This window comes from Burkholderia sp. MS455, from assembly GCF_016899445.1.
GTDB lineage: Bacteria > Pseudomonadota > Gammaproteobacteria > Burkholderiales > Burkholderiaceae > Burkholderia > Burkholderia pyrrocinia_C.
Genome location: NZ_CP041777.1, coordinates 63,938 through 88,261 on the forward strand (window position 1 = coordinate 63,938; position 24,324 = coordinate 88,261).

Genomic DNA, 24,324 nt, shown 5'->3' on the forward strand with positions numbered 1-24,324 from the left:
TCACAACAGGAGCATTCGATGCGAACGTCACAACAGTCCTATATCGATGGCCAGTGGCTCGACCCGGCCGATGCACGATCGATCGACGTGATCGACCCGGCCACCGCGCGACCGTATGCACAGCTCAGGATCGGCGCCGCGGCCGACGTCGACCGCGCGGTCGGCGCGGCGAAGCAGGCCTTCGAAACATACTCGCGCTGGTCCGTGGCCGAGCGCGTCGCGCTGCTGCGGCGCGTGCTCGACATCTATCGGCGCCGCTACGAAGAGGTCGCGCAAACGATCAGCCAGGAGATGGGCGCGCCGATCGCGTTCGCGCGCGCAATGCAGGCCGCGGTCGGCACCGCGCACCTCGAACAGACGATCCGCGCGCTGCAGTCGTTCCGCTTCAGCACGCAGACCGATTCGCTGCTGGTGTCGCACGAGCCGATCGGCGTGTGTGCGCTGATCACGCCGTGGAACTGGCCGATCAACCAGATCGTGTGCAAGGTCGCGCCGGCGCTCGCGGCCGGTTGCACGATGGTGCTCAAGCCGAGCGAGATCGCACCGTTCAGCGCGATCCTGTTTGCCGAAATTTTGCACGAAGCCGGCGTGCCGCCCGGCGTGTTCAACCTCGTGCACGGTTACGGGCATGAAGTGGGCGACGCGCTGTCGCGGCACCCGGATGTCGACATGGTGTCGTTCACGGGTTCGACGCGCGCGGGCGTCGAGGTCGCGAAGGCCGCCGCCGATACCGTGAAGCGCGTGCACCAGGAGCTCGGCAGCAAGAGCCCGAACCTGATCCTGCCCGACGCCGATATCGACGATGCAGTCACACGCGGCGTGCGCAGCTGCTTCAGCAACAGCGGCCAGTCGTGCAACGCGCCGACGCGCATGCTCGTGCATGCCGATCATCTGGCGCTGGCCGAGCAGGCCGCGCGCCGCGAGGCGGAGCGCACCGTCGTCGGCGATCCGCGTTCGCAGGAGACGGGCATCGGGCCGGTGGTCAGCCGCACGCAGTTCGACCGCATCCAGCATTTCATCCGGCTCGGGATCGAGGAGGGCGCGACGCTCGTCGCAGGCGGCCCGGGGCGGCCGGACGGGCTCGGCGACGGCTTCTACGTGCGACCGACGGTGTTCTCGAACGTCACGCCGGGCATGACGATCGCGACCGAGGAAATCTTCGGGCCGGTGCTGTCGATCATGACCTACCGGACCGAGGACGAGGCGGTCGCGCTCGCGAACGATTCGGTGTACGGGCTCGCGGCCTACGTGCAGTCGAAGGATCTCGAACGCGCGCGCCGGATCGCCGCACGGCTGCGTGTCGGCAACGTCCACATCAACTATCCGGCGTGGAACCCGGCCGCGCCGTTCGGCGGCTACAAGCGCTCGGGCAACGGGCGCGAGTATGCGGAGTTCGGCCTCGTCGAGTATCTGGAGACGAAGGGCACGACGGGGTACACGGAAGGCGGTGCGCGATAAAGACTGCGTTTGCCGACGATCAGCCCTCTTCGGGATCCGTTGCGGCCGCATCGGATCCCGCTACGTGAACGGCGGCCCGCCTGCGGATCTCGGAGTCGAGGATCAGACGCCCGCGCAGCTTGCCTTTCATCCGCTTCACATGCTTGGGCGCCTCGGTCATGTGCTCGACCATCAGCGCACGGACGCGCTCGGCATCGCGCTCGCGTGCGGCCTGCAGGATCGCCTTGTGGATCGACACGTTCGCTTCGCCGAAGCGCTTGTGTTCGACGAGCGGCGTATCGTTCCGGAACTCGATCAACTGCCGGATCATCTCGTTGATCAGCTCGCAGCTGAATCGCAGGAACGGGTTCGGGTTCGCGGCCGCGAGGATGTCGTGGAACGTCGTGTCCTCCTGTCGCTGGCGCAGCATGTGGCCGCGGTCGTGCACGCCCGACGCGCCGTCGCAACACGCGATGTTCGACTCCAGCGCCGCGAAGTCGCGCTCGCTCAGGTGCGGCACGGCGCCTGCCGCCAGCTCGGGTTCGAGCAGCTGGCGCACCGTATAGATGTCGTCGATCGTCACGTCCTTGAAGAACAGGTAGTTCTGCAGGAGCTGCAGCGTGCGGTCGAGCGGCACCTCGACGACCATCCCGCCGCCCGACGGCCCCGTCGTGACCTTGATGAGCCCCTGCACCTCGAGCGACTTCAGCGCCTCGCGGATCGTGCTCTTGCTCACTGCATAGAGCTGCTGCAACTCGGCTTCGCGCGGCAGGCGGTCGCCCGGCTTCAGGTCCTTCTCGGTGATCAGCCGCTTGATCTCCTCGGCGACGAGGTCGGCCCGCTTCGGCTGCTTGATTTCGACCGCGAGGCCCGCCCTGGCTCGGTCCATGACCATCTTCACGACTCCTTTGTCTGACTGCGCGCCGCGTCATCGTCGACGATCCGTTCCGGCGCAGGGTACGGAATTTTGCCTGATTGACACCAATTTTGATCAACTCTAGCATCAGGTTCATTCTATTTATCATGATAAATAGGATCAACCGGCGGCGCGCATCCTGCAGGGCGTGGGCACGGTTTGGCAGTCGGTCGCATCGCGTGTGTCCCCTTTATCAGGAGCGTCAACTTGAATCGCCGAGAACTGTTGAAACTGGCCGCACTGTCGGCCGTGCCGGGTGCGCTCGGCAGCATGTCGTCCCGTGCCGCGTTCGCGCAGGGTTCGACCATCCAGCTTGCGTGCCCGGTGCCGATGTCGGGGCCGTTCGCCGCCAACGGCAAGTACGCCGATCTCGGCATGCAGCTCGCCGTCAAGCAATACGGCAAGGTGCTCGGCGCGCCGCTTGCCTATACGGCGCTCGACACCGAGGGCAAGCCCGCGACCGCCGTGCGGCGCGTGCAGGAGATCGCGCAGCAGAAGGGCGTGCGCTTCTTCGCGGGCGGCATCCTGTCGTCCGAATCGCTGGCGATGGGCAAGGAAGTCCAGAAGGCGGACGGCGTGTTCATCACCACGGCCGGCGCGGACGAAATCACCGGCAAGGATTGCAATGCCGCGACGTTCCGCTGGTCGGTGCCGACCTTCGGCGCGATCGAGCAGACGGTGCGCCCGTTGATCCAGATGCTGCCGAAGGCGAAGCGCTGGTACACGATCACGCCGCAATACGTGTTCGGCGACGGCCTGCTGTCGGCCGCGAAAGCGATCTTCAAGGAGAAGGGCATCGAGCATGTCGGCAACAGCTACCACTCGCTCGCCGAGAAGGAGTTCAGCGGCTACCTGACGAACGCGGTGGCCGCGCAGCCGGACGTGCTGCTGATCCTGAACTTCGGCTCGCAGTCGTCGGACACGCTGCGCCAGGCCGTCAGCTTCGGGATGAAGCGCAACTGCACGATCCTGCTCGCGTGGGCATCGGGCCTCGAGCAGTTCGAGGCGCTCGGGCCCGACATCTGCGACGGCGTGTATTTCGGCGCGCAGTACTGGCACGGCATCGATTCGCCGCTGAACCGCGACCTGGTGAAGCGCACGAACGCCGTGTTCAAGGCGAACCCGAACTACAGCCTCGCGGGTTCGTACATCTGCTCGAAGATCCTGATCGACGCGATGGTGAAGGCCGGCAGCGCCGATCCGAAGAAGGTCGTCGCGGCGATGGAGGGCATGAAGTACGACGGCCTCACGGGCCCGGAGGAAATCCGCAAGGCCGACCACCAGGTGCTGAAGAACTACTACCTGCTGAAGGGCAAGCCGAAGGGCCGGATGAAGAGCGCGGACGACTATGCCGACATCGTCAGCTCGGGCCAGTCGTTCCTGCCGGTCGACAAGACGGGCTGCAAGCTCGCGTGACGCCGTGCATGCGTCCGCGGCCGTCGTGCGCCGCGGACGTCCGTTACCTTCCTTTCCGACACGGAAGCCATGAACGTCTATCTGCTGCAGATCGTCAACGGCATCGGCGTGGGCATGCTGTATTTCCTGCTCGCCGTCGGCCTGTCGATCGTATTCGGCCTGCTGCGCTTCGTGAATTTCGCTCACGGCGCGTTCTACCTGCTCGGTGCGTATCTCTGCTACCAGGCGCTGCAATGGTCGGCGAATTTCTGGGTCGCGCTCGCGGTCGTGCCGCTCGTCGTCGGCGCGTTCGCATGGGGCGTCGAAAAGCTCGTGCTGCGTCATGTGTACGCGCAGCAGCATGAATTCCACATCCTGGCGACGGTCGGGCTCGCGCTCGTGCTGCAGGAGTGCGCGATCCTCGCATGGGGCCCGCTCGGCGACAACGTGCCGCCGCCCGACGCGCTGAACGGCGTCGTGATCTGGGGCGGCTTCGTCTACCCGAAATACCGGCTGTTCGTGATCGCGTTCACGGCCGTGCTCGCCGCCTTGCTGTGGTGGGTGCTCGAAGGCACGCGGCTCGGCAGCACGGTGCGCGCAGGCAGCGAATCGACGGAGATGGTCTCGCTGCTCGGCATCAACGTGACGCGCGTGTTCAGCCTCGTGTTCGCGCTCGGCGCGGCGACGGCGGCACTCGCGGGCGTGCTCGCCGCGCCGATCCGCGGTGTCGATCCGTTCATGGGCATCGAGGCGCTCGGCGTCGCGTTCGTCGTGGTCGTCGTCGGCGGGATGGGGAATTTTCTCGGCGCGCTCGTCGGCGGGCTGCTGGTCGGCATCGTGCAGAGCCTGATGAGCACGCTGTGGCCGGAAGGCGCGCGACTGATGATCTACGTCGCGATGGCGGCCGTGTTGCTGTTGCGTCCGAACGGGTTGCTGGGGAGGGCCGCATGATCGAATCGTCGAAACCGCTGCCGCCGGGGGCGGCGGCCTCGCAGCGCGCGCCGGCATGGCGCGCCGCGTTGCAACGCCCGGAAGGCTGGCTCGCGGTGGCCGTGGCCTGCGTGCTGCCGCTCGTGTTGAGCTCGGGATCGCTCGCGACCGAAGTGCTGGTGTTCGCGCTCGCCGCGCTCGGCTGCAACCTGCTGCTCGGCTACACGGGGCTGTTGTCGTTCGGGCAGGGCATCTTCTTCGGGCTCGGCAGCTACGCGGCGGGGCTCGTGCTGACGCGCGGCGTCGCGTCGGTGAGCGTCGCGCTGCTCTCGGCCGCCGCGCTCGGCGCCGTCGCGGCAGCGCTCGTCGGCTGGTTCTCGATCCGGCAGCGCGGCACCTACTTCGTGATGCTGACGCTCGCGTTCGGGCAGCTGTTCTACTTTCTCGCCTATACGACGCCGGACGTCACGGGCGGCGACAACGGGCTGCTCGACATCCCGCGCCCCGCGCTCGCCGCGTTCGGGCATCCGCTCGTCTCGCTCGATTCGCCGTGGCGCTACTACGGCTTCGTCGCGGTGCTGTTCGTCGCGGTGTTCTGGCTGCTGCTGCGCGTGTCGCGCTCGGTGTTCGGCCGTACGCTGCTCGCGATCCGCGACAACGAGGCGCGCGCGGCGGCGGCCGGTTACGACGTGAAGCGCTTCAAGCTCGCGGCGTTCGTGATCTCGGGTGCGGTCACGGGCCTCGCGGGTGCGCTGCACGCGTTGATGACGGGCATCGCGCCGCTGTCGAACATCGACTATCACACGAGCGAGATGATCCTCGTGATGACGGTGATCGGCGGCACCGGCAACCTGTTCGCGTCGGTGCTCGGCGCGGCGTTCTACGTGCTGTTCGCGGACTGGCTGTCGACGCTGTGGCCGCGCTGGCTGCTGCTGCTCGGCCTCGTGCTGATCGCGGTCAGCCTGTTCCTGCAGCGCGGGTTGTGGGGGCTGGGCGAACGCGTCGCGGCGAAGCTGCGGCGCACCGATGGCACGGCGACCGATGCGAGGGAGCAGCAATGAGCGAAGCGATTCTCGAGGCGCGCGGCGTCGTCAAGCGCTACGGCAAGTTCACGGCGCTGGGCGGCGTCGACCTGCGGATCATGCCGCGCACCGTGCATTCGGTGATCGGCCCGAACGGTGCGGGCAAGACGACGCTGTTCCATACGCTGACGGGCACGCTGCCGATCACGTCGGGCTCGATCCTGTTCGACGGTCACGACGTGTCGCGCGAACCCGATCACAAGCGCGTGCGGCGCGGCATCGCACGCTCGTTCCAGGTGACGAGCCTGTTTCCGAACCTGAGCGTGCGCGAGAACCTGCGGGTTGCCGCACAGGGCGTCGAATCGCGGCGCGCGCTGAATCCGTGGACGCCGCCGCGCGGTGCGCTCGCGCACGACGGCATCGTCGACGACGTGCTCGAGCGGCTCGGCCTGCAGCGCTTCGCCGACACGGCGGCCGGCGTGCTGTCGCACGGCCAGCAGCGCCGGCTCGAGGTCGGGATGGCGCTGGCGGCGCGGCCGCGCGCGATCTTTCTCGACGAGCCGACGTCGGGTATGGGGATCGACGATCTCGACGACATGAAGGCGCTGATCCGCGGCCTGCGCGACGACTACACGGTCGTGCTGATCGAACACAACATGGGAATCGTGATGGACATCTCGGACACGATCACGGTGATGCAGCAGGGCCGCGTGCTGGTCGAAGGCAAGCCCGACGCGATTCGCGGCGACGAGCGCGTGCGCAGTGCGTATCTCGGCAACATGATCACGGGAGGCCGCGCATGATGCTCGACGTGAAGGAGGTCCATGCGTGCTACGGCAAGAGCCACGTCCTGCAAGGCATGACGCTGAACGTGAACGAAGGCGAGACGGTGACGCTGCTCGGCCGCAACGGCGCGGGCAAGTCGACGACGCTCAAGACGATCGCGGGCGTCGTCGCGCCGACCGGCGGCACGCTGACGTTCGCGGGCCGGCCGATCGCCGGGCAGCCCGCGCACCGGATCGCCGCGCGCGGCCTGTGCTTCGTGCCCGAGCATCGCGGGATTTTCCGGCTGCTGTCGGTCGAGGAGAACCTGCGGCTCGGCGCGCGCCGCGATTCGCCGTGGCAGCTCGACGATATCTACCGGATCTTTCCGCGCCTGAAGGAGCGCCGCCGCAATGGCGGCGCGCAGCTGTCGGGCGGCGAGCAGCAGATGCTCGCGATCGGCCGCGCGCTGATGAACCACCCGCGGCTGCTGATGCTCGACGAGCCGGTCGAGGGGCTTGCACCGGTGATCGTCGAGGAGATCGTCGAGCAGTTGAAGCGGATCAAGGCGGCCGGCGTCGCGATCCTGCTCGTCGAACAGAACCTCGAAGTGTGCACCCGGCTTGCGGACCGCCACTTCGTGATCGAACAGGGCGTGATCGTCTACGAAGGCAGCAACGCGGCGTTCGCCGCCGATCACGAGGTGAAGGACCGTTACCTGGGCGTCGGCGTCGCGTAGGCGCCGTGCCCTTTCATTGCGAGGAATTCCATCGATGCAAGTTCAGGATTCGACACCGGGCGTCGCGGCGTCCGGCTTGCGCGTCGACGGCGCGCGGCTGTGGGACAGCCTGATGCGTCTCGCGCGGATCGGCGCGACCGACAAAGGGGGCGTGTGCCGACTCGCGCTCACCGAACTCGATCGCGAGGCGCGCAACCTGTTCGTCGCATGGGCGAAGGAAACCGGCTGCACGGTGCGTGTCGACGCGATCGGCAACATCTTCGCGCGGCGTGCGGGCGAACGCGACGACCTGCCGCCCGTGACGACGGGCAGCCATATCGACACGCAGCCGACCGGCGGCAAGTTCGACGGCAACTACGGAGTACTTGCGGGCCTCGAAGTGCTGCGCACGCTCGACGATGCGGGCGTGCGCACGCGTGCGCCGCTCGAGGTCGCCGTCTGGACCAACGAGGAAGGCTCGCGCTTCGTGCCCGTGATGATGGGCTCCGGCGTGTTCGCGGGTGCGTTCACGCTCGACCATGCGCTCGCGCAGTGCGATCGCGACGGCGTGTCGGTGCGCGACGCGCTTGTCGCGATCGGTTATGCGGGCGATGTGGACGGTGGGCGCGACGCGCATCCGGTCGGCGCGTATTTCGAAGCGCATATCGAGCAGGGGCCGGTGCTGGAGGCGCACGACACGACGATCGGCGTGGTCGAGGGCGCGCTCGGGCAGCGCTGGTATGACGTCACCGTGCACGGGATGGAGGCGCACGCGGGCCCGACGCCGATGGAGCTGCGGCGCGACGCGCTGCTGGTCGCGGCCGATCTCGTGCGCGCGGTGAACGGCATCGCGCGCGCGCATCCGCCTCACGGACGCGGCACGGTCGGCTGGGTCGACGTGTACCCGAATTCGCGCAACGTGATTCCGGGCCGCGTGACGCTGACCGTCGACCTGCGCGCGGCCGACGATGCGACGCTCGCGGCGATGGATGCGCAACTGCGCGCGACGTGCGCCGACCTGGGCACATCGGCCGGCATGCGGATCGACGTCGAGCAGGTCGTGTACTTCCCGCCGCAGCCGTTCGACGCGACGCTGGTCGGGCAGGTTCGGGCCGGCGCGAGCGCGCTCGGGCTGTCGTCGATGAACGTGATCAGCGGCGCGGGCCACGACGCCGTGTATCTCGCGCGCGTTGCGCCGACCGCGATGATCTTCGTGCCGTGCAAGGACGGGATCAGCCACAACGAGATCGAGGACGCCGATCCGGTGCATCTGGAAGCCGGCTGCAACGTGCTGCTGCAGGCGATGCTGGGCGCTGCCGAGATCGCGGAAGGTGGCGCACGATGAAGATCCTGATCGCCCGGATGAACCACGAGACCAACACGTTCTCGCCGGTGCCGACGCCGCTCGCCGCGTTCGGCCGCAACGGCCCCGACTGGGGCGACGACGCGTATCGCGCGAACCACGGGATGCGCACCGCGATGGCCGCGTTCATCGATGCGGCCGCGCGTGAAGGCGCTGAAATCGTGACGCCCGTGTCGGCGGCCGCGAACCCGAGCGGGCCCGTTGCGGCCGATGCGTATGCGGCGATCTGCGAGGCGATCGTCGCGGCCGCGCCCGGCTGCGATGCGGTGATGCTCGACCTGCACGGCGCGATGGTCGCCGAGCAGAGCGTGGACGGCGAGGGCGACCTGCTCGCGCGCGTGCGCGCGGCGCTGCCCGCCGCGCCGATCGCGGTCGCGCTCGACCTGCATGCGAACGTCACGCAGAAGATGATCGACCACGCGGACGTGATCGTCAGCTTCAAGACCTATCCGCATGTCGACATGTATGAGACGGGCGAGCATGCGGCGCGCGTGCTGCTCGACCGGCTTCATGGCCGCGCACGGCCGGTGCTTGCGTGGCGGCAACCGCCGCTGATGACGTCGACGCTGCGCAGCGCGAGCGCCGAAGGCGCGATGCGGCGCGCGGTGGAGGCCGCGCGCGCGGTGGAGGCCGCGCGCGCGGCCGAGGCCGAGGTCGGCGGCGTGCTCGCCGTGTCGGTGCTTTCGGGTTTCTCGCTCGCGGACATTCCCGCGCCGTGCATCAGCGTCGTCGTGGTCGGCGACGGTGACCGCGCGGTGGCCGATGCCGTCGCCGAACGTATCGCGCGGCAGATCTGGGACGCACGCGACGAATTCGTCTACCGCAGCGCGCCGCTCGCGGAGTCGGTTGCGCAGGCCGCAGCGCTCGCGCGCGGCGCGGACCGCCCGGTGCTGATGCTCGATCACGGCGACAACTGCATGTCGGGCGGCCCGTGCGACACGATGGACCTGCTCGAAGAAGCGCTCGCGCAGGGGCTCGACGGGATCGTCAGCGGGCCGCTGTGCGACCCGCAAGCGGTCGCGGCGCTGATCGATGCGGGTGTCGGCGCGACCGTCACGGTGCCGGTCGGCAACCGGCTGCCGTCGCACGGCGGCGTGCGGCGCGAGCCGTTTCGCGCGACCGGCGTCGTGCGCGCGATTACCGACGGCGAATACGTGATCACGGGGCCGACCTATACGGGCCAGCGCGCGTACATGGGCCGCACGGCCGTGCTCGACATCGGCGCGGCGACGCTCGTCGTCACCGAGCGCACGCAGGAGCCGTGGGATCTCGGCGTGTTCGAGAGCGTCGGCGTCGATCCGCGCCGTGCGCGCTTCCTGCTGCTGAAATCGCGGATGTATTGTCGGCCGGTATTCGTGCCGATCGCGGCCGCGCTGGTCGAATGCGACAGCCGCGGCGTGACGGGCTCGGACTACGGGCTGTTTCGCTACGAGCGGCTCGCGCGGCCCGTGTATCCGCTCGACAACGTCGATCGGTGGGGGGCGGGCGCGTCACCGGCGGCCTGACGGAGCGGGGCGCGAGACGCCGGATTCGCACGCTTTCGGGCATCATGCGATGGCAGCGGCCCGTCGAGCAGCAGGGTCGTGCAATCCATTGCGTCCGCAACCGATCCGGAGAATCGACCGCCATGCATTCGAATCCTTTCCGCCTGCGCGGCGCGCGCCTGCTCGCCGCGCTGACCCTCGCCACGACGGGCGTCGCCGTGCACGCCGCCGACTGGATCGTGTCCGGCAACGACGGCAAGTACCAGCGCGTCGAGGGCCGCGACACCTTCCTCGTCTCACCTCCCGCCGACACGCTGACGCTGCTCGACGCCAGCACGTTCCCGCCGAAAGTCGCATTGCAGGTCGACGTCGAGAACGGCATCCAGGGGCCGCCGCAGGCCGTCGCGATCACGCCCGACGCGAAGCTCGCGCTCGTCGGCGCGCCGACGCGCTACGACGCGGCCGCGAAGCAACTCCTGTTCGACACGTTCCTGCAGGTCGTGAATCTCGACGCCGCACCGCCCGCGATCACGCGCATCGAGCTCGGCACGCATCCGCAAGGGATCGCGATCGACCGTTCGGGCCGGCTCGCGCTTGTCGCCAATGTCGACGGCAGCGTATCGATCCTGCGCATCGACGGCACGCACGTGACGCTCGACGGCAACCTGAAGATCGGCAAGAAGCGGCTCGCAGGGATCAGCTTCACGCACGACGGCAAGCATGCGCTCGTGTCGCTGCGCGACGAGCAGGGCGTCGCGGTGCTGAACGTCGACGACGGCAAGGTGACCGACAGCGGCACGCGCCTGAGCACGGGCGTCGCGCCTTACACGATCGACGTGTCGAGCGACAACCGCTGGGCGGTCGTCAGCAACGTCGGGCTTGCGGGGCTGCCGGGCTATACGGGCACGCTCGCGGGCGACGCCGATACGGTCGCGCTGATCGACGTGTCGCGCGTGCCGTTCCGGACGGTCCAGTACCTGACGGTGCCGTCGCTGCCGGAAGGCGTCGCGATTTCGCCGAACGGGAAATGGATCGCCGTGCAGGCGATGGACGGCTCGAACCTGACGTCCGATAATCCGGGCCGCCGCAAGCTCGGCAAGGTGCTGCTGTTCGAGATCCGCGACGGGCAGGCCGTGCAGACCAGCGAGTTGCCCGGCGGAGAAGCCGCGCAGGGCATCGTGTTTACCGCCGACAACCGGCACGTGATCGTGCAGTTCAACGTCGAACGGCAGCTTGCGCTCTATGCGGTGGAAGGCGGCAAGCTGCGCGATACGGGCAAGCGTATCGCGCTGACCGGCGGGCCGTCTTCGTTGAGGACGTTGCCGCGCTGACGCGCGGGGCGCCGGTTCGTTCACCTCCGTGCATTCATGCGGCGCCCGGATTTTCCAGGCGCCTGTCGATGCGCGTTACGGCCGCAGCAGATCGAACCCGCCGAATACGACGACACCGCTGAGCGCGATCATCGCAACGGAATGCTGGCCGAAGTAGAGAATCGCGGCGGCAAGCCACGTCGTGATGCAGAAGGCGCCGATGCGGGCCATCGTCTGTTCCTCGAATGCGTAATGAAGTGGGCGCCGCCCGGCGTGCACCGCTCGACCCGGCGAGCGGTGCACGAAGGCGGACGGAGAGGGCGACCCGCGAAGCCGCGACGGCGGCGCGGCACGCGCACATGCCACGCCCGGAAGGGCGGGAGTCGAACCCGGCGGCGTTGCGCGACCGTGCCCGCAGGCCGTCGACGCGCGGATCCGCCCGGCGAATCGGTAATTTTACCAGCGCCGTTTCGCTGCCAATCTGGCCCTTTCGCGACTTGAGTGCCGCGATCTACCGCGGAATCTGTTCGACCCCGATACTCAAGTTTTGTATGACGAATGTCGTAAACGAGTCGGAAGGCATTTCATGCCACCTCGTCACGATTTGTTTACCGACACACGGACCGACACGATGCAGATCGATTTTTCCACGACCGCGCGATCCCCACTGGCGGACGGCAGCGTTACAGCAAACCCGCCGGGCGCATCGGCCACGACATCATCCGCCGACGGCGCAACGGATACCGCGGGTACCACCGGCACGACGAGTACCACCGGCGCGAAGAGTTCGACCGGCGGCACCGGCGAAACGCTCGGCGCATCGGGCGCGTCGTCGGAAAGCCCGGCAGTCAGCCAGTTGAAGGCGCTGATCGAACGGCTGCAGAAGCAGCTCGCGACGCTCGAGCGGCAAATGGCGAGCGCCGCCCAGCGCGCGAAGGACGACCCGGCCGCGGCGGTCGAACAGCAGTCGCTGAGCGCGGAGGCCAGCGCGATCTCGGCGGCATTGGCGACGGCGATCTCGCAGCTCGCGGCGGCGATCGAGAAGTCGGGCGGCTCGTCGGCGGGCGGGCTGGTGTCGACGCAGGCCTGACGGTTTCCGGCTGCGCGCGGCCGTCAATGCCGCGTCGGCCGCACGCATTACAATCGCAAGCTCGTCTCCCTCGAAAGGACGGCAGAACGATGCATGCGGAACTCGACGACGACGAACTCGTCCGCTTCGACGCGCACGGCGGCACGCCGCTGCCGGCGGCCGATGCGCAAGGATGGCTGGAACACGACGGCGCGCGCATCTGGCACGCGTCGTTCGGCCACGGCCCGCCCGTCGTGCTGCTGCACGGCGGCCTCGGCCACGGCGGCAACTGGGGCAACCAGGTGCCGGCGCTGCTCGCGGCCGGCTACCGCGCGATCCTGATCGACAGCCGCGGCCACGGCCGCAGCACGCGCGACGATCAACCGTATTCCTATGAACGCATGGCGTCGGACGTGCTTGCGGTCCTGGACGCGCTGCACGTCGACCGCGCACGCTTCGTCGGCTGGAGCGACGGCGCATGCACCGCGCTCGTGCTGGCGGCCCGTGCGCCGGAGCGCGCGGCCGGCGTGTTCTTCTTCGCGTGCAACATGGATCCGGGCGGCACGAAGGAGATGGTGCCGAGCCCGCTGATCGACCGCTGCTTCGCGCGGCACCGGAAGGACTACGCGCAACTGTCCGCAACGCCTGACCAGTTCGATGCATTCGTTTCGGCCGTCAGCGAAATGATGCGCACGCAACCGAATTACAGCGCACAGGATCTCGCGGCGATCGCGGTGCCGGTGACGATCGTACAGGGCGAGCACGACGAATTCATCCGGCCCGAGCATGCGGCGTATCTGGCGCGCACGATTCCGGGCGCGACGCTGACGATCCTGCCCGGCGTGAGCCACTTCGCGCCGCTGCAGCGGCCCGCGCGATTCAACGCGGCGATGCTGGCCTTCCTCGACCGGCTGCCGGGCTGACCGCTCGTGCGGCCCGCGCGCGCCGTCGATGGGTGCGCGCGTTCGTCGCCCGTGCTCAGACCATCGCGTTGTCGTTGCCGGGAATCTCGTGCGCCTTGATCTGCTTGCGGTGCAGCTTGTACAGCAGCTTGCCGAGCATGCCGTCCTCGTGACGCAGGCGCGTGATGTTGCGCACGTATTCGTCGTCCGGAGCGATCGCCTGGGCGCCCATGATCCAGCGCACGCTTTCGCGATAGTTGTAGAGCGATTTGTCGCGGCTGTCGGCCAGGATCGACGACAACGCGGCCATCGCCGCCGGATGGCCGCCTTCCGCATGGCGGCGCAGTTCGTCGACGTAACGATGGCGCGACGGGAGATCGTCGACGTCGGCGATGAACATCAGCATCGTCTCGAGGCCCTCGGTATGCCCCATCTCGTGCGCCATGCGCGCGGCCTCGACGGCTTCGACCTGCATGCGCGTGCGTTCGGCTTCGTCCTTGCTGGCGCCCGCGATGTGATAGTACGCAAACGCGAGCTTGTACGCGGCCATGTTGCCGCCGTCGTCGACCGACTCGCGGAAGTAATGGGCGGCGCGATACAGATCCTGCGTGACGTGCATGCCGTCTTCGTAGAAGCAGCCGAGCAGGTAGCCGCACGAATCGCCGCCCGCTTCATGGCCGAGCTCGCACAGCGCGACGGCGTCGGCGGGCCGACGGCCTTCGTCGCGCATCGCCGACGCGAGCTGGTTCCATGCGAGCGAGCCCGGCTCGTTCACACGCGCGGCTTCGAGCCACGCATCGCCGCGTGCGTCGTCCTGCGCGAAGCCGAACGTGCCGGTGCGATGGGCGTAGCCCCGCAGGATCATCGCCGACGTGCATGCGCGCGCATCCGATGCGCGCTCGATCGCGCCGGTCAGCCAGGTGCCCTGCGGATCGAGGTCGAGCGCGAGCCGTACGCCCATTGCCATCGCGTGGTTGTCGTCGATCGGCTGATCGTGCTCGGCTTCCCGCAGGCGCGCGTAAGCCTGCTCGTATTCGCTGCGCATGAAATGACTGTGCGCGAGCCAGTGCAGCGTTTCCCAGCGGTGATACGGATGCAGCGCGGCCTTGGCCCGCGCGAGCGTCGCGGCCATCGCGCGGCGTGCATCGTCGTCGTCGTCATTCGAATCGAGCGTATTGCCGATATGGTCGTCGCGCCAGATCTCGTGGCGCAGCCGGTCCTTCTCGACCGCGTCGAGGTGCGCGCACGCGTCCGAATCGACGAACGCGCGGACGTGGTCGTGCGAGCCGCCCCAGCGCGGCTGCATGTACCAGATGAACGTACGCATCGGGAAAAACTGGTGCGGGTGAATGTGCAGCGTCGCCTCCATCCAGTACCACTTGCCCTTGCGCAGCTTCTTGCCCTGGACGGGGCCGGGCAGCGCTTCCGGAAATGCCGCCGGGCAGGCGACGGGTGCGCCGGGGTTCAGCCCCGAACGCGCGAGCATGCCCTGCAGTTCGGCGCGAGTGGCCTCGTCGTGGGCGCCGACGTTCAGGTGCAGCTCGGTCACGGGCCAGCGCCGCTGTTGCACGAGCTGCGTGAGCCACTCGGGTTCGTCGAACGACGACACGCTCGTGAAGATCACCTTCGGCGCGCTCCACATCGTCGGCGCGAGCACGAGCGCGCGCAGCGCGGCGACGATCGTCAGCGTTGCGCACGCATGCGCGCAGATCCAGCCGGTTTCTGTCACCGTCTCGGCCCAGCCGGAGCCGCGGTACTCGTACGCCCAGTGGTGCCAGTAATGCGCCTCGCACAGCCACGCGTGCGAGGATTGCGGGTTCGCGGCCTGCCAGGTGCGCAGGCGCGCGAGGCCTTCGGCGCCAGCTTCGATGCACGGCTGCACGTCGGCCGGCAGCGCGTCGACGTACAGCGCTTCGGCCGTGCGGTCGGCGAAGCTGGCGGCGAGCGCGGCGTCGAGCTGCGTGTCGAGCGCGGCAAAGTCGCCCGCGCGCAGCAGCGCGTCGACGTCGCAGATGAACCATCGGGACTTCGCGGGCGGAATCAGGTCGGCGGGAGCAGAGGACATGTCGGTGTCGGCGGTCATGACGAAACGGGTTGGGGATCGAAGATGCGGTAGCGCTTCCACGGCAGCGAAAGCCAGTTTCCGGACGGATTGCGCAGGTGCTCGCGCACTTCCTGCGTGGCGCGCGACGATGCGGGGCCGTCCTGGCCGCTGCCGCGCAACCAGTGCTGGCGCGCCCGCGCATACGCGAGCCCGAAGTCTTCCCAGCTGTCGAAGCTGTCCTGCGCGCGCTGCGCATTGAGCAGCAGCACGACCCACGCCTGTTGTTCGGACGCCCAGCCGAGCAGCGCGATGCAGCGCACGAGAAACGCGGTGCGCGCGCAATCGAACGCCAGCGCGTCGCGCACGCGCCCAACGGCCGCAAGCTGTTCGTAGAAGCCTTCGTGCGAGCGGCCGACACCGCGTATCCAGCCCGCGAGGATCGGCGCAACGCGCTGCACGATCTGCCACTCGGGCAGGTCGGCCGGCAGGTCGAGTTCGCGCCGCAACTGGCGGGCGAGCTGCTCGCGCTGCGTGTCGGGCAGCGCGTACACGAGGTCGTCGCAATCGCAGCGCAGCCCGTTGCGGATCAGCAGGATGTCGGCAAGTGCGAGCGACCAGCGGCGGCGGTTCGGCGGCGCCTGGTCGGCGAGCGTGAGGGCGAGCGAAACCGCGGCGGTCTGCCGGACCGGCACCGCGCGGTCGGTGCCCGCGGCCTGGTCGGCGTCGACTTCGCGCACCATCCGCGCGGCGATCCGCAACGAACGCCACACGTACCACACGAGCCACAGCACGGCCGCGCCGATCAGCAGTTTCAGCATGACGGGCTCCCGGCCGCTGTTGACGGCAGCGCGAACGCCGCGCACAGCGCGGGATCGATCGGAATGCCCTCGATCGAGAAGGCGGCCGCTGCCCGAGGTGCATCAGGTTCGCGCGCGGCCGGCAGCGCATCGCCCGGCAACGCGTGGCGCGCGGCCGCCGCGACGGCCGGGTCGATTTGCCGAAGCTGACCGAGCGCGTAGGGCGCGTTGCGTAGCAGCAGCCATTGCAGCACGGCCGGCGGCTGCGCGAAATGCTCGATCAGGTGGAAGTTCTCGCTCATTACGCTCAGCAGATGGTCGGGCGAGCGCACGTCGGTGACGAAGGTCCATTCGCCGGTGGCCGCGCCCGGCGTGTCCGGCTCGAACACGAGGCCCATGCCCTCGCAATCGGGATGGCGCTCGCCGCGCGGCGCGAGCGTGCGCAGGAACTGGCGCACGTCGTCCGCATAGCGGCGCACCGGATGGCGGTTCTGCTTGCCCTTGATCTGGTCGATGCGCAGGCCGTCGCCGGTCACCGACAGGCTGATCGTCACGTGCGGCTGGTTGCCCGCGCCGCGCAGCGTGAACAGGCGCAGCCGGCCGTCCTGCGCGGCTTGCGCATACTGCTCGCCGTACCCGCCGCGCAGCCGGCGGCGATCCGCGAACTGGCCGAGACAGTGCTGCATGTAGTACGACTCGTAAGCCAGCTCCTCGCGCAGCGCCGCATGATCGCCGGCGAATTCGAAGACGATCCCGTTCGGCGTGCGCAGCACCTCGCGTAGCGCGAGGCCGCTGCTCGGCACCCAGCCCTTGTCGCGGCGCGCCTGCATCCGCTGGTGTTCGCGCTCCCGCATGTCGAGCGCCATCGCGCACGTGATGCGCTGCAGTTTCTGCGCGAGCCGCGTGCCGGCGCGTGAGCGCAGGAATTCGACCAGCACGCGCTCGCGGTCGATCAGCAGCATGTGCTCGGGATCGATGAAGTAGAGCGGCTTCGGGTCGACCGCCGCGCCGTTGACGCAGCCGGATGCCGGTTGCGTGCGGAACCGGCGCACGAGCCAGTCGGGCACCGGCCGGTCGGCGCCGGCGAGCGCGCGGTAATCGGCGAGCGAATCGAGCGGCCGCGCCTGCTCGAACGCGCCGACGACCCAGCGGAAGAAATGGTTGCCGAGCCACGCGCGGATGTCGGCCGGATCGCCGCGCTCGGCGCTGCGGCGCGCGATGGCCGCCTTGATGTCGGGCGCGTTGACGACATCGCGCGGCCGATAGGCGGACGCGGCGACGGTTTCGGTCACGGGGTCACTCTCCGGTCAGGCAGGGCGTCCGCGGGCGGGACCCTGGAGGTTTTTGGCTTGCGTGCTGGAGGGCATGCGGGCGCGATACGCGGCGGTATCGCGGGTGCCCGATGCAGGTCGGTCGACGCGTGAAAATCACGCGACCGCGCGGCGGCCAATGACGCGGGAGCGGGCGATCGAGGAATGGCGATTCATGGTTTCTCTCAGGACGAATTTTATTTTTTGCTGCCGCGAGTTTACTGCGATCCGCGCGGACGAATCAATCACGCGGCGTGCCGGCGTTTGCCGATCTGACAAGACTTATCTCTTTTTCATCGATTTTCGATACGGCGCCATTCGGCTGCCGGATTGAATGCCGTTAAAACCGACAGGTTTTTCCGGCAAACCGTCGAGCGATTCGGGGTTGCAGCGGTGCGATCCGGCGCTTCGTGCATTTCATAAGTTTTTCTTTAGGCTCGCGCAACATATCGTCGATTGTGCGCGGCCGGCCGGTAATGGATAGTCCTGCTTCGACTGGCCGGCCACCGCGATTTCCGCGCGGCGCGGCCGAATCCGTTGTTCATGCAACCATCCGATATCAAAGGAACCGCAACCATGCGATTCGACGCGACACGCTTCGCCGCGACCCTGTTCGTCGCCGCGTGCGCCACCGCCATGGCCGGCCGCGCGGCCGCAGTCACGCAGAACGACATCCACGCAACCGTGACCCGCCACGTCGCGCCGCTGATGAAGCAGTACGCCATTCCCGGCATGGCGATCGGCATCGTCGCCGACGGCAAGCCCTACGTGTTCGACTACGGCGTGATGTCGACGCAAACCGGCAAGCCCGTCACCGGCGACACGCTGTTCGAGATCGGCTCCGTCAGCAAGACGCTGACCGCGACGCTCGCGTCCGACGCGCAAGAAGGCGGCGAGCTGTCGCTGTCGGACCCTGCGGCCAAGTACCTGCCCGCAATGCAGGGCAAGCCGTTCGGCGGCGTGACGTTGCTCGAGCTCGGTACGCACACGCCGGGCGGCATGCCGCTGCAGGTGCCCGACAGCATCCGCGACGATGCCGGCCTGATCCGCTATCTCGACGCGTGGCGGCCTGCGTATGCGCCGGGCACGCGCCGCACGTATTCGAACGTCGCGATCGGGATGCTCGGGTGGCTCACCGCGAAGGCGATGAACCGCGATTTCGCGGTGCTGATGGAGCAGCGGCTCTTTCCCGCGCTCGGGATGACGCACACGTATATCAACGTGCCCGATGCGCGCACGGCCGATTATGCGCAGGGCTATACGCAGGACGGCAAGCCGATCCGGATGACGGGCGGCATGCTGTGGCAGCCGGCGTACGGCGTCCGGACCACGGCGGCCGACCTGCTGCGTTTCGTGCAGGCGAACATGGGGCTGATCGAAACGGCGCCGCGGCTGCAGCGCGCGATCGAGCGCACGCACACCGGCTATTTCCGTGCAGGGCCGCTGACGCAGGACCTGATCTGGGAGCAGTATCCGTATCCGGTCGCGCTGTCGATGCTGCTCGACGGCAACGCGCCGAAGATGCTGTTCGATGCGACGCCGGCCAGCGCGATCAAGCCGCCGCTCGCGCCGAGCCCGGACACATGGATCAACAAGACGGGCTCGACCAACGGCTTCAGCACGTATGTCGCGTTCGTCCCCGCGAAGCGGATCGCGATCGTGATGCTCGCGAACCGCAGCTTCCCGATCGAGGATCGAGTGAAGACGGCATACCGGATTCTCGAGTCGCTCGGCGGCGGCCGGTAATGCTTCCAGCGGCGGACGAAGCGCCGCCGCTTACTCGGGCGGTTGTTCGTCGTACGCGACGAAGATCTTGCGCGTGCGTTCGACGACTTCCCACGTGCCGCGAAAACCCGGCGGAATCACGAAACGATGGCCGGCACGCAGGGTCTTCCTGTTGCCCTCCAGGTCGGTGATCACGGACGTGCCTTCCAGGATCTCACAGTATTCCGCTTCGGTGTACGCGACGTGCCAGCAACCCGGCGTGCTTTCCCAGATGCCGGTCGAGAAACGGCCGCACGGGCTCGCGAAGCCGGGCGTGAGCGTTTGCAGCGGATCGCCCGAAATCAGCTTCTCGGGCGACACGTGGTACTGCGTCGGCTCGCCGCTCGGGGTGAGCGCGTCGGTAATGGATGAAACGTCGATCATGATCGGCATGCTTCGTCGAGTTGGGTGGAGTGGAGCGCGCCGGCGCGGCGTCGCTCAGGCGACTGCCGTGTCGGTTGTTTCCACTGCCATCGTACCGCGCACGGTCGAGCCCGGCGATGACGCAGCGCCCGCGAGCCGCCGATAACGCGCAAGCGCCCACAGCGGGAAGTACGCGGTATAGCCGTGATACTTCAGATAGAAGATGCGCGGAAAGCCCGGCGCATTGTGCGAGCGGTGCCACCAGAAACCGTCGTCCTGCTGCACCGACTGCAGAAACGCGATGCCGCGCTTCACCGAATCGGATTCGCAGTCGCCGAACGCCATCTGCGCGAGCAGCGCCCATGCGGTGCAGTTCGACGTGCTCTCGCCGGAATTGGTGCCGGCGAGCTTCGGGTCGATGTAGCTGTCGTTCGTCTCGCCCCAGCCGCCGTCCGCGTGCTGCCGTGCGCGCAGCCAGTCGAGCGCGCGGGCGATGTACGGCTGCGACTTGTCCTCGCCGGCAAGCGCGAGGCCGGCCAGCACGCTCCACGTGCCGTACAGGTAGTTCGTGCCCCAGCGACCCCACCAGCTGCCGTCGGGCTGCTGCGTGCGCTTCACGTAGTCGATGCAGCGCGCAAGCGCCGCGCGGTCGTCCGCGCGCTTCGTCACGCCGAAGCACAGCAGCACGCGGCCCGACACGTCTTCGGTCGGCGGATCGAGCAGCGCGCCGTGATCGGCGAACGGGATCGCGTTCAGGTACATGCGGTCGCAGTCGGCGTCGAAGGCCGCGAAGCCGCCGTTGCGCGATTGCAGCCCGCGCATCCAGTCGAGCGCGCGCGCGACGCGCGGCGCATACGGGTTCGCGCCGTCCGCGTTGCGATGCGTGCGGCCGCGGCGATCGAGCATCGCGGTGACGAGCGCGCTGTCGTCGATGTCGGGGTAGTACGGGTTCGCGTACTGGAATGCCCATCCGCCCGGCTCCGTATCGGCCGGCGCGTTCTCGATCCAGTCGCCGCGCAGGTCGTTCACCTGGCGCTCGGCCAGCCAGTCGTACGCGCGCGCGATACGTTCGTCGAGTTCGCGCAGCGCGCCGGCCGGCCCGCCGCCTTCCGGCACTGCCACGCCGCGCGCCTGCTCGAGCGCCATCGTGCTCCATGCGGTGTCCCACACCGGCGACAGGCACGGCTGGCAGTACACGCTGCCGTCCGGCCGCGCGACCAGCAGCTTTTCCAGCGCGTTTTCGCAATCGCGTCGCAGCGGATGATCGTCCGGATAGCCGAGCACTTCCATCATCTGGTAGCTGTACACGATCGGCGGGAAGATGCCGCCGAGCCCGTCCTCGCCGTTCATGCGTTCCGCGCACCACGCCTCCGCGTGGCGGATCGCGCGCCGGCGCAGGCGCTTCGGCATCAGCGGCTCGAGATGGCGGACCGTGCGGTCGAGCGCGAGGAACAGCTTGCGCATGCCGCGCGCGGGCGGGAAGTAGTGACGTTCCTGGTCCGGCGGCGTGACGAACAGCTCGCGGATCGAAACGTTGCGCGGATTGCGGGCGCGCGCCTTCAGCGAGCACAGCACGAGCAGCGGCACCATCGTCGTACGCGCCCAGTACGCGACCTTGTACATCGAGATCGGCACCCACTTCGGGAACAGCACGAATTCGATCGGCATGAACGGGGCCGCGCGCCACGGCACCTGGCCGAACGTCGCGAGCAGGATGCGCGTGAACACGTTCGAGCGCGCCGCGCCGCCGAGCTTCAGGATCGCGTCGCGCGCGCGGGCCATGTGCGGCGCGTGTTCGCTGTCGCCGGCGGCCTTCAGCGCGAAATACGCCTTCACGCTGCACGACACGTCCGGTGCGCCGTCGACGTACAGATCCCATCCGCCATGCGTGTCGAGCCGCTGGTTCGCGCGCAGGTAGCGCGCCATCTTCTGCTGGCGGACGTCGTCGATCCTGTCCATGAAATGCATCATCAGGATGTATTCCGCGGTGATCGTCGCGTCGGATTCGAGTTCGAAACACCAGCTGCCGTCGGGCTGCTGAAGACGCACGAGCGCGTCGCGTCCACGGGCGATGGCGGTGTCGAGCGCGGACCAGGGAGATGGGGCGGGTTTGTTCATGCGGCGGATCATACCATCCAGCCGGAATGTTTATATCGAGACCCTCGGATGCTAACATCCGCACCATGAAAAAACGCCTTGAACCCGCGCCGCACGACGTGTCCGCGCCTGTCGAACCGGCTGGAAAGGCCGCTGTGCGGGCATCCGAAGGATCATCGGTGCCGGTGGCTGCCGCCGCTGCCGGCGTGCGGCGGAAAAAAGCGCCGGATCAGGTGCGCGCGCAATTGCTGGCGGCGGCATCCGAGATTGCGACGCATCACGGCGTGGCGGCGTTGACGCTCGATGCGGTGGCCGAGCGTGCCGGCGTGACGAAAGGCGCGCTGCAATATCACTTCGCGAACAAGCAAGGGCTGCTGGATGCGCTGTTCGGGCAGGCGACCGAGCGGTTCGCCGCGCAAATGGCCGCGCGGACGGCGGCAGATCCCGGCGGCGACGGCGCGGCGGCGCGGGCCTATCTGCACGCGGTGCTCGACGCGGCCAATCCGGCGGCGAGTACCGATGTGCTGCGCGTGCTGGTCGCGTCGATGATTACCGAGCAGGAGACGCGCGCGCGATGGTCGGTGCCGATGCGGGAATGGACGCGGCCCGATCCCGTGCCGCTGGAGCGGGCGGCGACGCTGATGATCTGCCGGCTCGCGGCCGACGGGCTGTGGATTTCGGAATTGCTCGACAGCGTCGAGGTATCGGCCGGGTTGCGTTCGGAGATCGTCCGGCAGCTGGATGCGATGAGCAAGGGGGTGTTTCCGAAGGAGAGTGGCGGGGCGGCGTGACGTGGACGCGCCGCAATCTTGCCGGCGGGGTAGCCATCGACTGAATGCATGTCATCACAACCCGCTCGAAAGGCGGGTTTTTGCTTTCCGGGCAATCGATGGAGAGCCTGGAAAGGCAGACTGAAACGACGCATCGCGCGACGGCATCGAACGATGCGGTCATGCTGCACATGGTATGCGGCAAGATCGCGTCCGGAAAATCGACGCTGACCGCGACGCTCGCAAGCGCCGAGCGGACCATCCCGATCAGCGAAGACGATTGGCTTGCTCGCCTCTATCCGGGCGAGATTCTGTCGATCGACGACTATGTCCGATGTGCAACGCGCATCAAGGATGTGATCGCCGATCACGTCCGCGCCGTGTTGCAGGCCGGCGTCCCGGTGGTTCTCGATCTCCCGTTCAATACCGTCGCTGCGCGCGCATGGGGGCGCGCCGTTTCGCAGCCCGCCGGCGCTTCGCTCCGGCCGCCGCCGCGCAACTTCAAGCGTGCGCGCGAGACCAGACAAAATATGCGCCAGGTTGCGGGCGGCCTTCGTTAGAATCGGCTTTCGTCGAGAAAAAAACGAATTTGCATCGGTGCAGCGGTACCCCGTCACGGATACGGCTCGCCCCGACGCCATTGTTCATCTATTACCGGAGACGACCATGCCAGGCTTGCTTCCCGATGTCGACCGCGACGGGCTCCTCGAATATTCCGTGGTCTACACCGACCGATCGATCAATCATATGTCGCAGCTTTTTCAGGGCGTCATGCATGACATTTCCGCTTCGCTGAAACAGGTCTACAACGCGAAGTCGGCCGTCGTCGTCCCGGGCAGCGGGACGTTCGGCATGGAAGCCGTCGCCCGGCAGTTCGCGACGAACAAGAAGTGTGTGGTCATCCGCAACGGCTGGTTCAGTTTCCGCTGGTCGCAGATTTTCGACATGGGCAGCATTCCGTCCGAGACGACGGTGCTGAAGGCACGCCCGGTCGAACCGGGAAGGCAGGCCGCCTATGCACCGGCCCCGATCAACGAGGTGGTCGCCGCGATCAGGGAGCACAAGCCGGATCTGGTCTTTGCGCCGCATGTCGAAACCGCATCCGGGATGATGTTGCCCGATGCGTATTTGCGCGCGGTATCCGACGCCGTGCATGCCGTCGGCGGCATGTTCGTACTGGATTGCATCGCCTCCGGTACGGTCTGGGTCGACATGCAGGCCAGCGGCGTCGATGTCCTGATCAGCGCGCCGCAAAAGGGCTGGAGTGCGCCACCCTGCTGCGCACTGGTCATGCTCAGCCCGCTCGCCCGCGAAAGAATCGATGCGACGACCAGCACCAGTTTCGCGTGCGATCTTCGCAAATGGCTGCAGATCATGGAGGCGTACGAGAACGGCGGGTTCGCGTACCACGCGACGATGCCCACGGACAGTCTCGCGACGCTGCGCGACGTGATCAAGGAAACCGACGCATACGGTTTCGACAAGGTGAGAGCGGAGCAGCTCGAGCTCGGCAAGCGCATTCGTGCGCTGCTCGCAGACAAGGGTTTCAGGAGCGTGGCGGCTGAAGGTTTTCAGGCACCGGGCGTCGTGGTCTGCTACACGGACGATGACGGCATTCGATCCGGCAAGAAATTCGCCGATGTCGGCTTGCAGATCGCGGCCGGCGTTCCGCTGCAATGCGACGAGCCTGAAGATTTCAAGACCTTCCGCATCGGACTGTTCGGCCTGGAAAAACTGCATGACGTCGAAGGCGCGGTTGCAAGGTTCGCTGACGCGCTGGACCGCATTCTTTAGGTCGACTTCCGATCCGCTCGAGTGATGTTTGGGCGCGCTTTGTCGAGCGCGCCCCGGTGCCTCGGATACGTTGGGTT

Annotated in this window: 23 protein-coding genes; 16 read left to right on the forward strand and 7 right to left on the reverse strand. The window is 67.9% G+C overall.

The genetic code is table 11. The features are described 5' to 3' along the window. Positions 1-18 precede the first annotated feature (18 nt). The gene (locus FPJ27_RS00275) at positions 19-1,458 is read left to right on the forward strand and encodes an aldehyde dehydrogenase family protein (protein WP_204420992.1); all 1,440 of its coding nucleotides are present in this window, start codon (positions 19-21) and stop codon (positions 1,456-1,458) included. A 19-nt stretch (positions 1,459-1,477) separates the two neighbouring features. Here FPJ27_RS00275 and FPJ27_RS00280 read toward each other — a convergent pair whose 3' ends face one another. Next, positions 1,478-2,332 (reverse strand): FCD domain-containing protein, encoded by an 855-nt coding sequence (locus FPJ27_RS00280; protein WP_204420993.1) that lies wholly within the window; start codon positions 2,330-2,332, stop codon positions 1,478-1,480. Between the two features lie 228 nt (positions 2,333-2,560). Here FPJ27_RS00280 and FPJ27_RS00285 point away from each other — a divergent pair, with 228 nt between their 5' ends. From FPJ27_RS00285 to FPJ27_RS00320, 8 genes are all read left to right on the forward strand, one after another. Continuing rightward, positions 2,561-3,769 (forward strand): ABC transporter substrate-binding protein, encoded by a 1,209-nt coding sequence (locus FPJ27_RS00285; RefSeq protein ID WP_204420994.1) that lies wholly within the window; start codon positions 2,561-2,563, stop codon positions 3,767-3,769. 69 nt (positions 3,770-3,838) lie between these two features. Further along, on the forward strand, positions 3,839-4,699 hold the full coding sequence (locus FPJ27_RS00290; protein ID WP_072440443.1) for a branched-chain amino acid ABC transporter permease: 861 nt from the start codon (positions 3,839-3,841) through the stop codon (positions 4,697-4,699). After that, positions 4,696-5,739 (forward strand): branched-chain amino acid ABC transporter permease, encoded by a 1,044-nt coding sequence (locus tag FPJ27_RS00295; protein ID WP_204420995.1) that lies wholly within the window; start codon positions 4,696-4,698, stop codon positions 5,737-5,739. Before FPJ27_RS00290 ends, FPJ27_RS00295 begins: the two co-directional genes overlap by 4 nt. After that, positions 5,736-6,503, forward strand: coding sequence for an ABC transporter ATP-binding protein (locus FPJ27_RS00300; RefSeq protein WP_072440446.1), 768 nt, complete (start codon positions 5,736-5,738; stop codon positions 6,501-6,503). Before FPJ27_RS00295 ends, FPJ27_RS00300 begins: the two co-directional genes overlap by 4 nt. Beyond that, positions 6,500-7,201 carry an ABC transporter ATP-binding protein gene (locus FPJ27_RS00305; RefSeq protein ID WP_072440448.1) on the forward strand — a complete coding sequence of 234 codons (702 nt, stop codon included), beginning with the start codon at positions 6,500-6,502 and terminating at the stop codon, positions 7,199-7,201. The genes FPJ27_RS00300 and FPJ27_RS00305 overlap by 4 nt, the downstream gene beginning before the upstream one ends. Positions 7,202-7,235: 34 nt before the next feature. Further along, positions 7,236-8,525, forward strand: a complete 1,290-nt coding sequence (locus FPJ27_RS00310) for a Zn-dependent hydrolase (protein WP_204420996.1) — start codon at positions 7,236-7,238, stop codon at positions 8,523-8,525. Continuing rightward, the gene (locus tag FPJ27_RS00315; RefSeq protein ID WP_204420997.1) at positions 8,522-10,048 is read left to right on the forward strand and encodes a M81 family metallopeptidase; all 1,527 of its coding nucleotides are present in this window, start codon (positions 8,522-8,524) and stop codon (positions 10,046-10,048) included. The genes FPJ27_RS00310 and FPJ27_RS00315 overlap by 4 nt, the downstream gene beginning before the upstream one ends. 122 nt (positions 10,049-10,170) lie before the next feature. Beyond that, entirely contained in the window at positions 10,171-11,358 is a 1,188-nt protein-coding gene (locus FPJ27_RS00320) for a beta-propeller fold lactonase family protein (protein ID WP_204420998.1), read from the forward strand. Between the two features lie 75 nt (positions 11,359-11,433). Here FPJ27_RS00320 and FPJ27_RS36755 read toward each other — a convergent pair whose 3' ends face one another. Next, entirely contained in the window at positions 11,434-11,568 is a 135-nt protein-coding gene (locus tag FPJ27_RS36755; RefSeq protein ID WP_006405345.1) for a hypothetical protein, read from the reverse strand. Positions 11,569-11,968: 400 nt separating this feature from the next. On the opposite strand from FPJ27_RS36755, the gene FPJ27_RS00325 reads away from it, so the two are divergent. Then, a complete protein-coding gene (locus tag FPJ27_RS00325; RefSeq protein ID WP_072440652.1) occupies positions 11,969-12,427 on the forward strand; it encodes a hypothetical protein in 459 nt (152 codons plus the stop codon). A gap of 89 nt (positions 12,428-12,516) precedes the next feature. Then, a complete protein-coding gene (locus tag FPJ27_RS00330; protein WP_204420999.1) occupies positions 12,517-13,329 on the forward strand; it encodes an alpha/beta hydrolase in 813 nt (270 codons plus the stop codon). A 55-nt stretch (positions 13,330-13,384) separates the two neighbouring features. Here FPJ27_RS00330 and FPJ27_RS00335 read toward each other — a convergent pair whose 3' ends face one another. From FPJ27_RS00335 to FPJ27_RS00345, 3 genes are read right to left on the reverse strand one after another with little or no spacing between them, the layout of a single operon-like run. After that, positions 13,385-15,373 (reverse strand): DUF4034 domain-containing protein, encoded by a 1,989-nt coding sequence (locus tag FPJ27_RS00335; protein WP_239483148.1) that lies wholly within the window; start codon positions 15,371-15,373, stop codon positions 13,385-13,387. Positions 15,374-15,387: 14 nt separating this feature from the next. Beyond that, positions 15,388-16,170, reverse strand: coding sequence for a DUF1266 domain-containing protein (locus tag FPJ27_RS00340; protein ID WP_204421001.1), 783 nt, complete (start codon positions 16,168-16,170; stop codon positions 15,388-15,390). Then, positions 16,164-17,441, reverse strand: coding sequence for a hypothetical protein (locus tag FPJ27_RS00345; protein ID WP_204421002.1), 1,278 nt, complete (start codon positions 17,439-17,441; stop codon positions 16,164-16,166). The genes FPJ27_RS00340 and FPJ27_RS00345 overlap by 7 nt, the downstream gene beginning before the upstream one ends. A 61-nt stretch (positions 17,442-17,502) precedes the next feature. Between FPJ27_RS00345 and FPJ27_RS00350 the strand changes: the two genes are divergently transcribed. Next, a complete protein-coding gene (locus FPJ27_RS00350; RefSeq protein WP_204421003.1) occupies positions 17,503-17,793 on the forward strand; it encodes a hypothetical protein in 291 nt (96 codons plus the stop codon). 242 nt (positions 17,794-18,035) lie between these two features. Further along, a complete protein-coding gene (gene ampC, locus FPJ27_RS00355) occupies positions 18,036-19,205 on the forward strand; it encodes a class C beta-lactamase (RefSeq protein WP_204421004.1) in 1,170 nt (389 codons plus the stop codon). Between the two features lie 30 nt (positions 19,206-19,235). Here ampC and FPJ27_RS00360 read toward each other — a convergent pair whose 3' ends face one another. Together FPJ27_RS00360 and shc are read right to left on the reverse strand one after the other, a co-directional pair. Then, the gene (locus tag FPJ27_RS00360; protein ID WP_239483149.1) at positions 19,236-19,607 is read right to left on the reverse strand and encodes a cupin domain-containing protein; all 372 of its coding nucleotides are present in this window, start codon (positions 19,605-19,607) and stop codon (positions 19,236-19,238) included. A 54-nt stretch (positions 19,608-19,661) separates the two neighbouring features. Beyond that, positions 19,662-21,716, reverse strand: coding sequence for a squalene--hopene cyclase (gene shc / locus FPJ27_RS00365; RefSeq protein WP_204421005.1), 2,055 nt, complete (start codon positions 21,714-21,716; stop codon positions 19,662-19,664). Positions 21,717-21,769: 53 nt separating this feature from the next. Between shc and FPJ27_RS00370 the strand changes: the two genes are divergently transcribed. The 3 genes from FPJ27_RS00370 to FPJ27_RS00380 all read left to right on the forward strand — a co-directional run bounded on the left by FPJ27_RS00370 (position 21,770) and on the right by FPJ27_RS00380 (position 24,247). Further along, positions 21,770-22,474, forward strand: a complete 705-nt coding sequence (locus FPJ27_RS00370) for a TetR/AcrR family transcriptional regulator (RefSeq protein WP_204421225.1) — start codon at positions 21,770-21,772, stop codon at positions 22,472-22,474. A gap of 44 nt (positions 22,475-22,518) precedes the next feature. Then, positions 22,519-23,013 carry an ATP-binding protein gene (locus FPJ27_RS00375; RefSeq protein WP_239483150.1) on the forward strand — a complete coding sequence of 165 codons (495 nt, stop codon included), beginning with the start codon at positions 22,519-22,521 and terminating at the stop codon, positions 23,011-23,013. A 106-nt stretch (positions 23,014-23,119) separates the two neighbouring features. Beyond that, complete coding sequence (locus tag FPJ27_RS00380; RefSeq protein ID WP_204421006.1) at positions 23,120-24,247, forward strand: aminotransferase class V-fold PLP-dependent enzyme; 1,128 nt, start codon at positions 23,120-23,122, stop codon at positions 24,245-24,247. The last annotated feature ends 77 nt before the right edge of the window (positions 24,248-24,324 follow it).

Excerpts from the sequence above, each read along its gene's own strand:
- FPJ27_RS00275 (WP_204420992.1), top strand. The coding sequence starts at position 19 with ATGCGAACGTCACAACAGTCCTATATCGATGGCCAGTGGCTCGACCCG.
- FPJ27_RS00280 (WP_204420993.1), bottom strand. The coding sequence starts at position 2,332 with ATGGTCATGGACCGAGCCAGGGCGGGCCTCGCGGTCGAAATCAAGCAG.
- FPJ27_RS00290 (WP_072440443.1), top strand. The coding sequence starts at position 3,839 with ATGAACGTCTATCTGCTGCAGATCGTCAACGGCATCGGCGTGGGCATG.
- FPJ27_RS00295 (WP_204420995.1), top strand. The coding sequence starts at position 4,696 with ATGATCGAATCGTCGAAACCGCTGCCGCCGGGGGCGGCGGCCTCGCAG.
- FPJ27_RS00300 (WP_072440446.1), top strand. The coding sequence starts at position 5,736 with ATGAGCGAAGCGATTCTCGAGGCGCGCGGCGTCGTCAAGCGCTACGGC.
- FPJ27_RS00305 (WP_072440448.1), top strand. The coding sequence starts at position 6,500 with ATGATGCTCGACGTGAAGGAGGTCCATGCGTGCTACGGCAAGAGCCAC.
- FPJ27_RS00310 (WP_204420996.1), top strand. The coding sequence starts at position 7,236 with ATGCAAGTTCAGGATTCGACACCGGGCGTCGCGGCGTCCGGCTTGCGC.
- FPJ27_RS00315 (WP_204420997.1), top strand. The coding sequence starts at position 8,522 with ATGAAGATCCTGATCGCCCGGATGAACCACGAGACCAACACGTTCTCG.
- FPJ27_RS00320 (WP_204420998.1), top strand. The coding sequence starts at position 10,171 with ATGCATTCGAATCCTTTCCGCCTGCGCGGCGCGCGCCTGCTCGCCGCG.
- FPJ27_RS36755 (WP_006405345.1), bottom strand. The coding sequence starts at position 11,568 with ATGGCCCGCATCGGCGCCTTCTGCATCACGACGTGGCTTGCCGCCGCG.
- FPJ27_RS00325 (WP_072440652.1), top strand. The coding sequence starts at position 11,969 with ATGCAGATCGATTTTTCCACGACCGCGCGATCCCCACTGGCGGACGGC.
- FPJ27_RS00330 (WP_204420999.1), top strand. The coding sequence starts at position 12,517 with ATGCATGCGGAACTCGACGACGACGAACTCGTCCGCTTCGACGCGCAC.
- FPJ27_RS00335 (WP_239483148.1), bottom strand. The coding sequence starts at position 15,373 with ATGTCCTCTGCTCCCGCCGACCTGATTCCGCCCGCGAAGTCCCGATGG.
- FPJ27_RS00340 (WP_204421001.1), bottom strand. The coding sequence starts at position 16,170 with ATGCTGAAACTGCTGATCGGCGCGGCCGTGCTGTGGCTCGTGTGGTAC.
- ampC (WP_204421004.1), top strand. The coding sequence starts at position 18,036 with ATGCGATTCGACGCGACACGCTTCGCCGCGACCCTGTTCGTCGCCGCG.
- FPJ27_RS00360 (WP_239483149.1), bottom strand. The coding sequence starts at position 19,607 with ATGATCGACGTTTCATCCATTACCGACGCGCTCACCCCGAGCGGCGAG.
- shc (WP_204421005.1), bottom strand. The coding sequence starts at position 21,716 with ATGATCCGCCGCATGAACAAACCCGCCCCATCTCCCTGGTCCGCGCTC.
- FPJ27_RS00370 (WP_204421225.1), top strand. The coding sequence starts at position 21,770 with ATGAAAAAACGCCTTGAACCCGCGCCGCACGACGTGTCCGCGCCTGTC.
- FPJ27_RS00375 (WP_239483150.1), top strand. The coding sequence starts at position 22,519 with ATGCATGTCATCACAACCCGCTCGAAAGGCGGGTTTTTGCTTTCCGGG.
- FPJ27_RS00380 (WP_204421006.1), top strand. The coding sequence starts at position 23,120 with ATGCCAGGCTTGCTTCCCGATGTCGACCGCGACGGGCTCCTCGAATAT.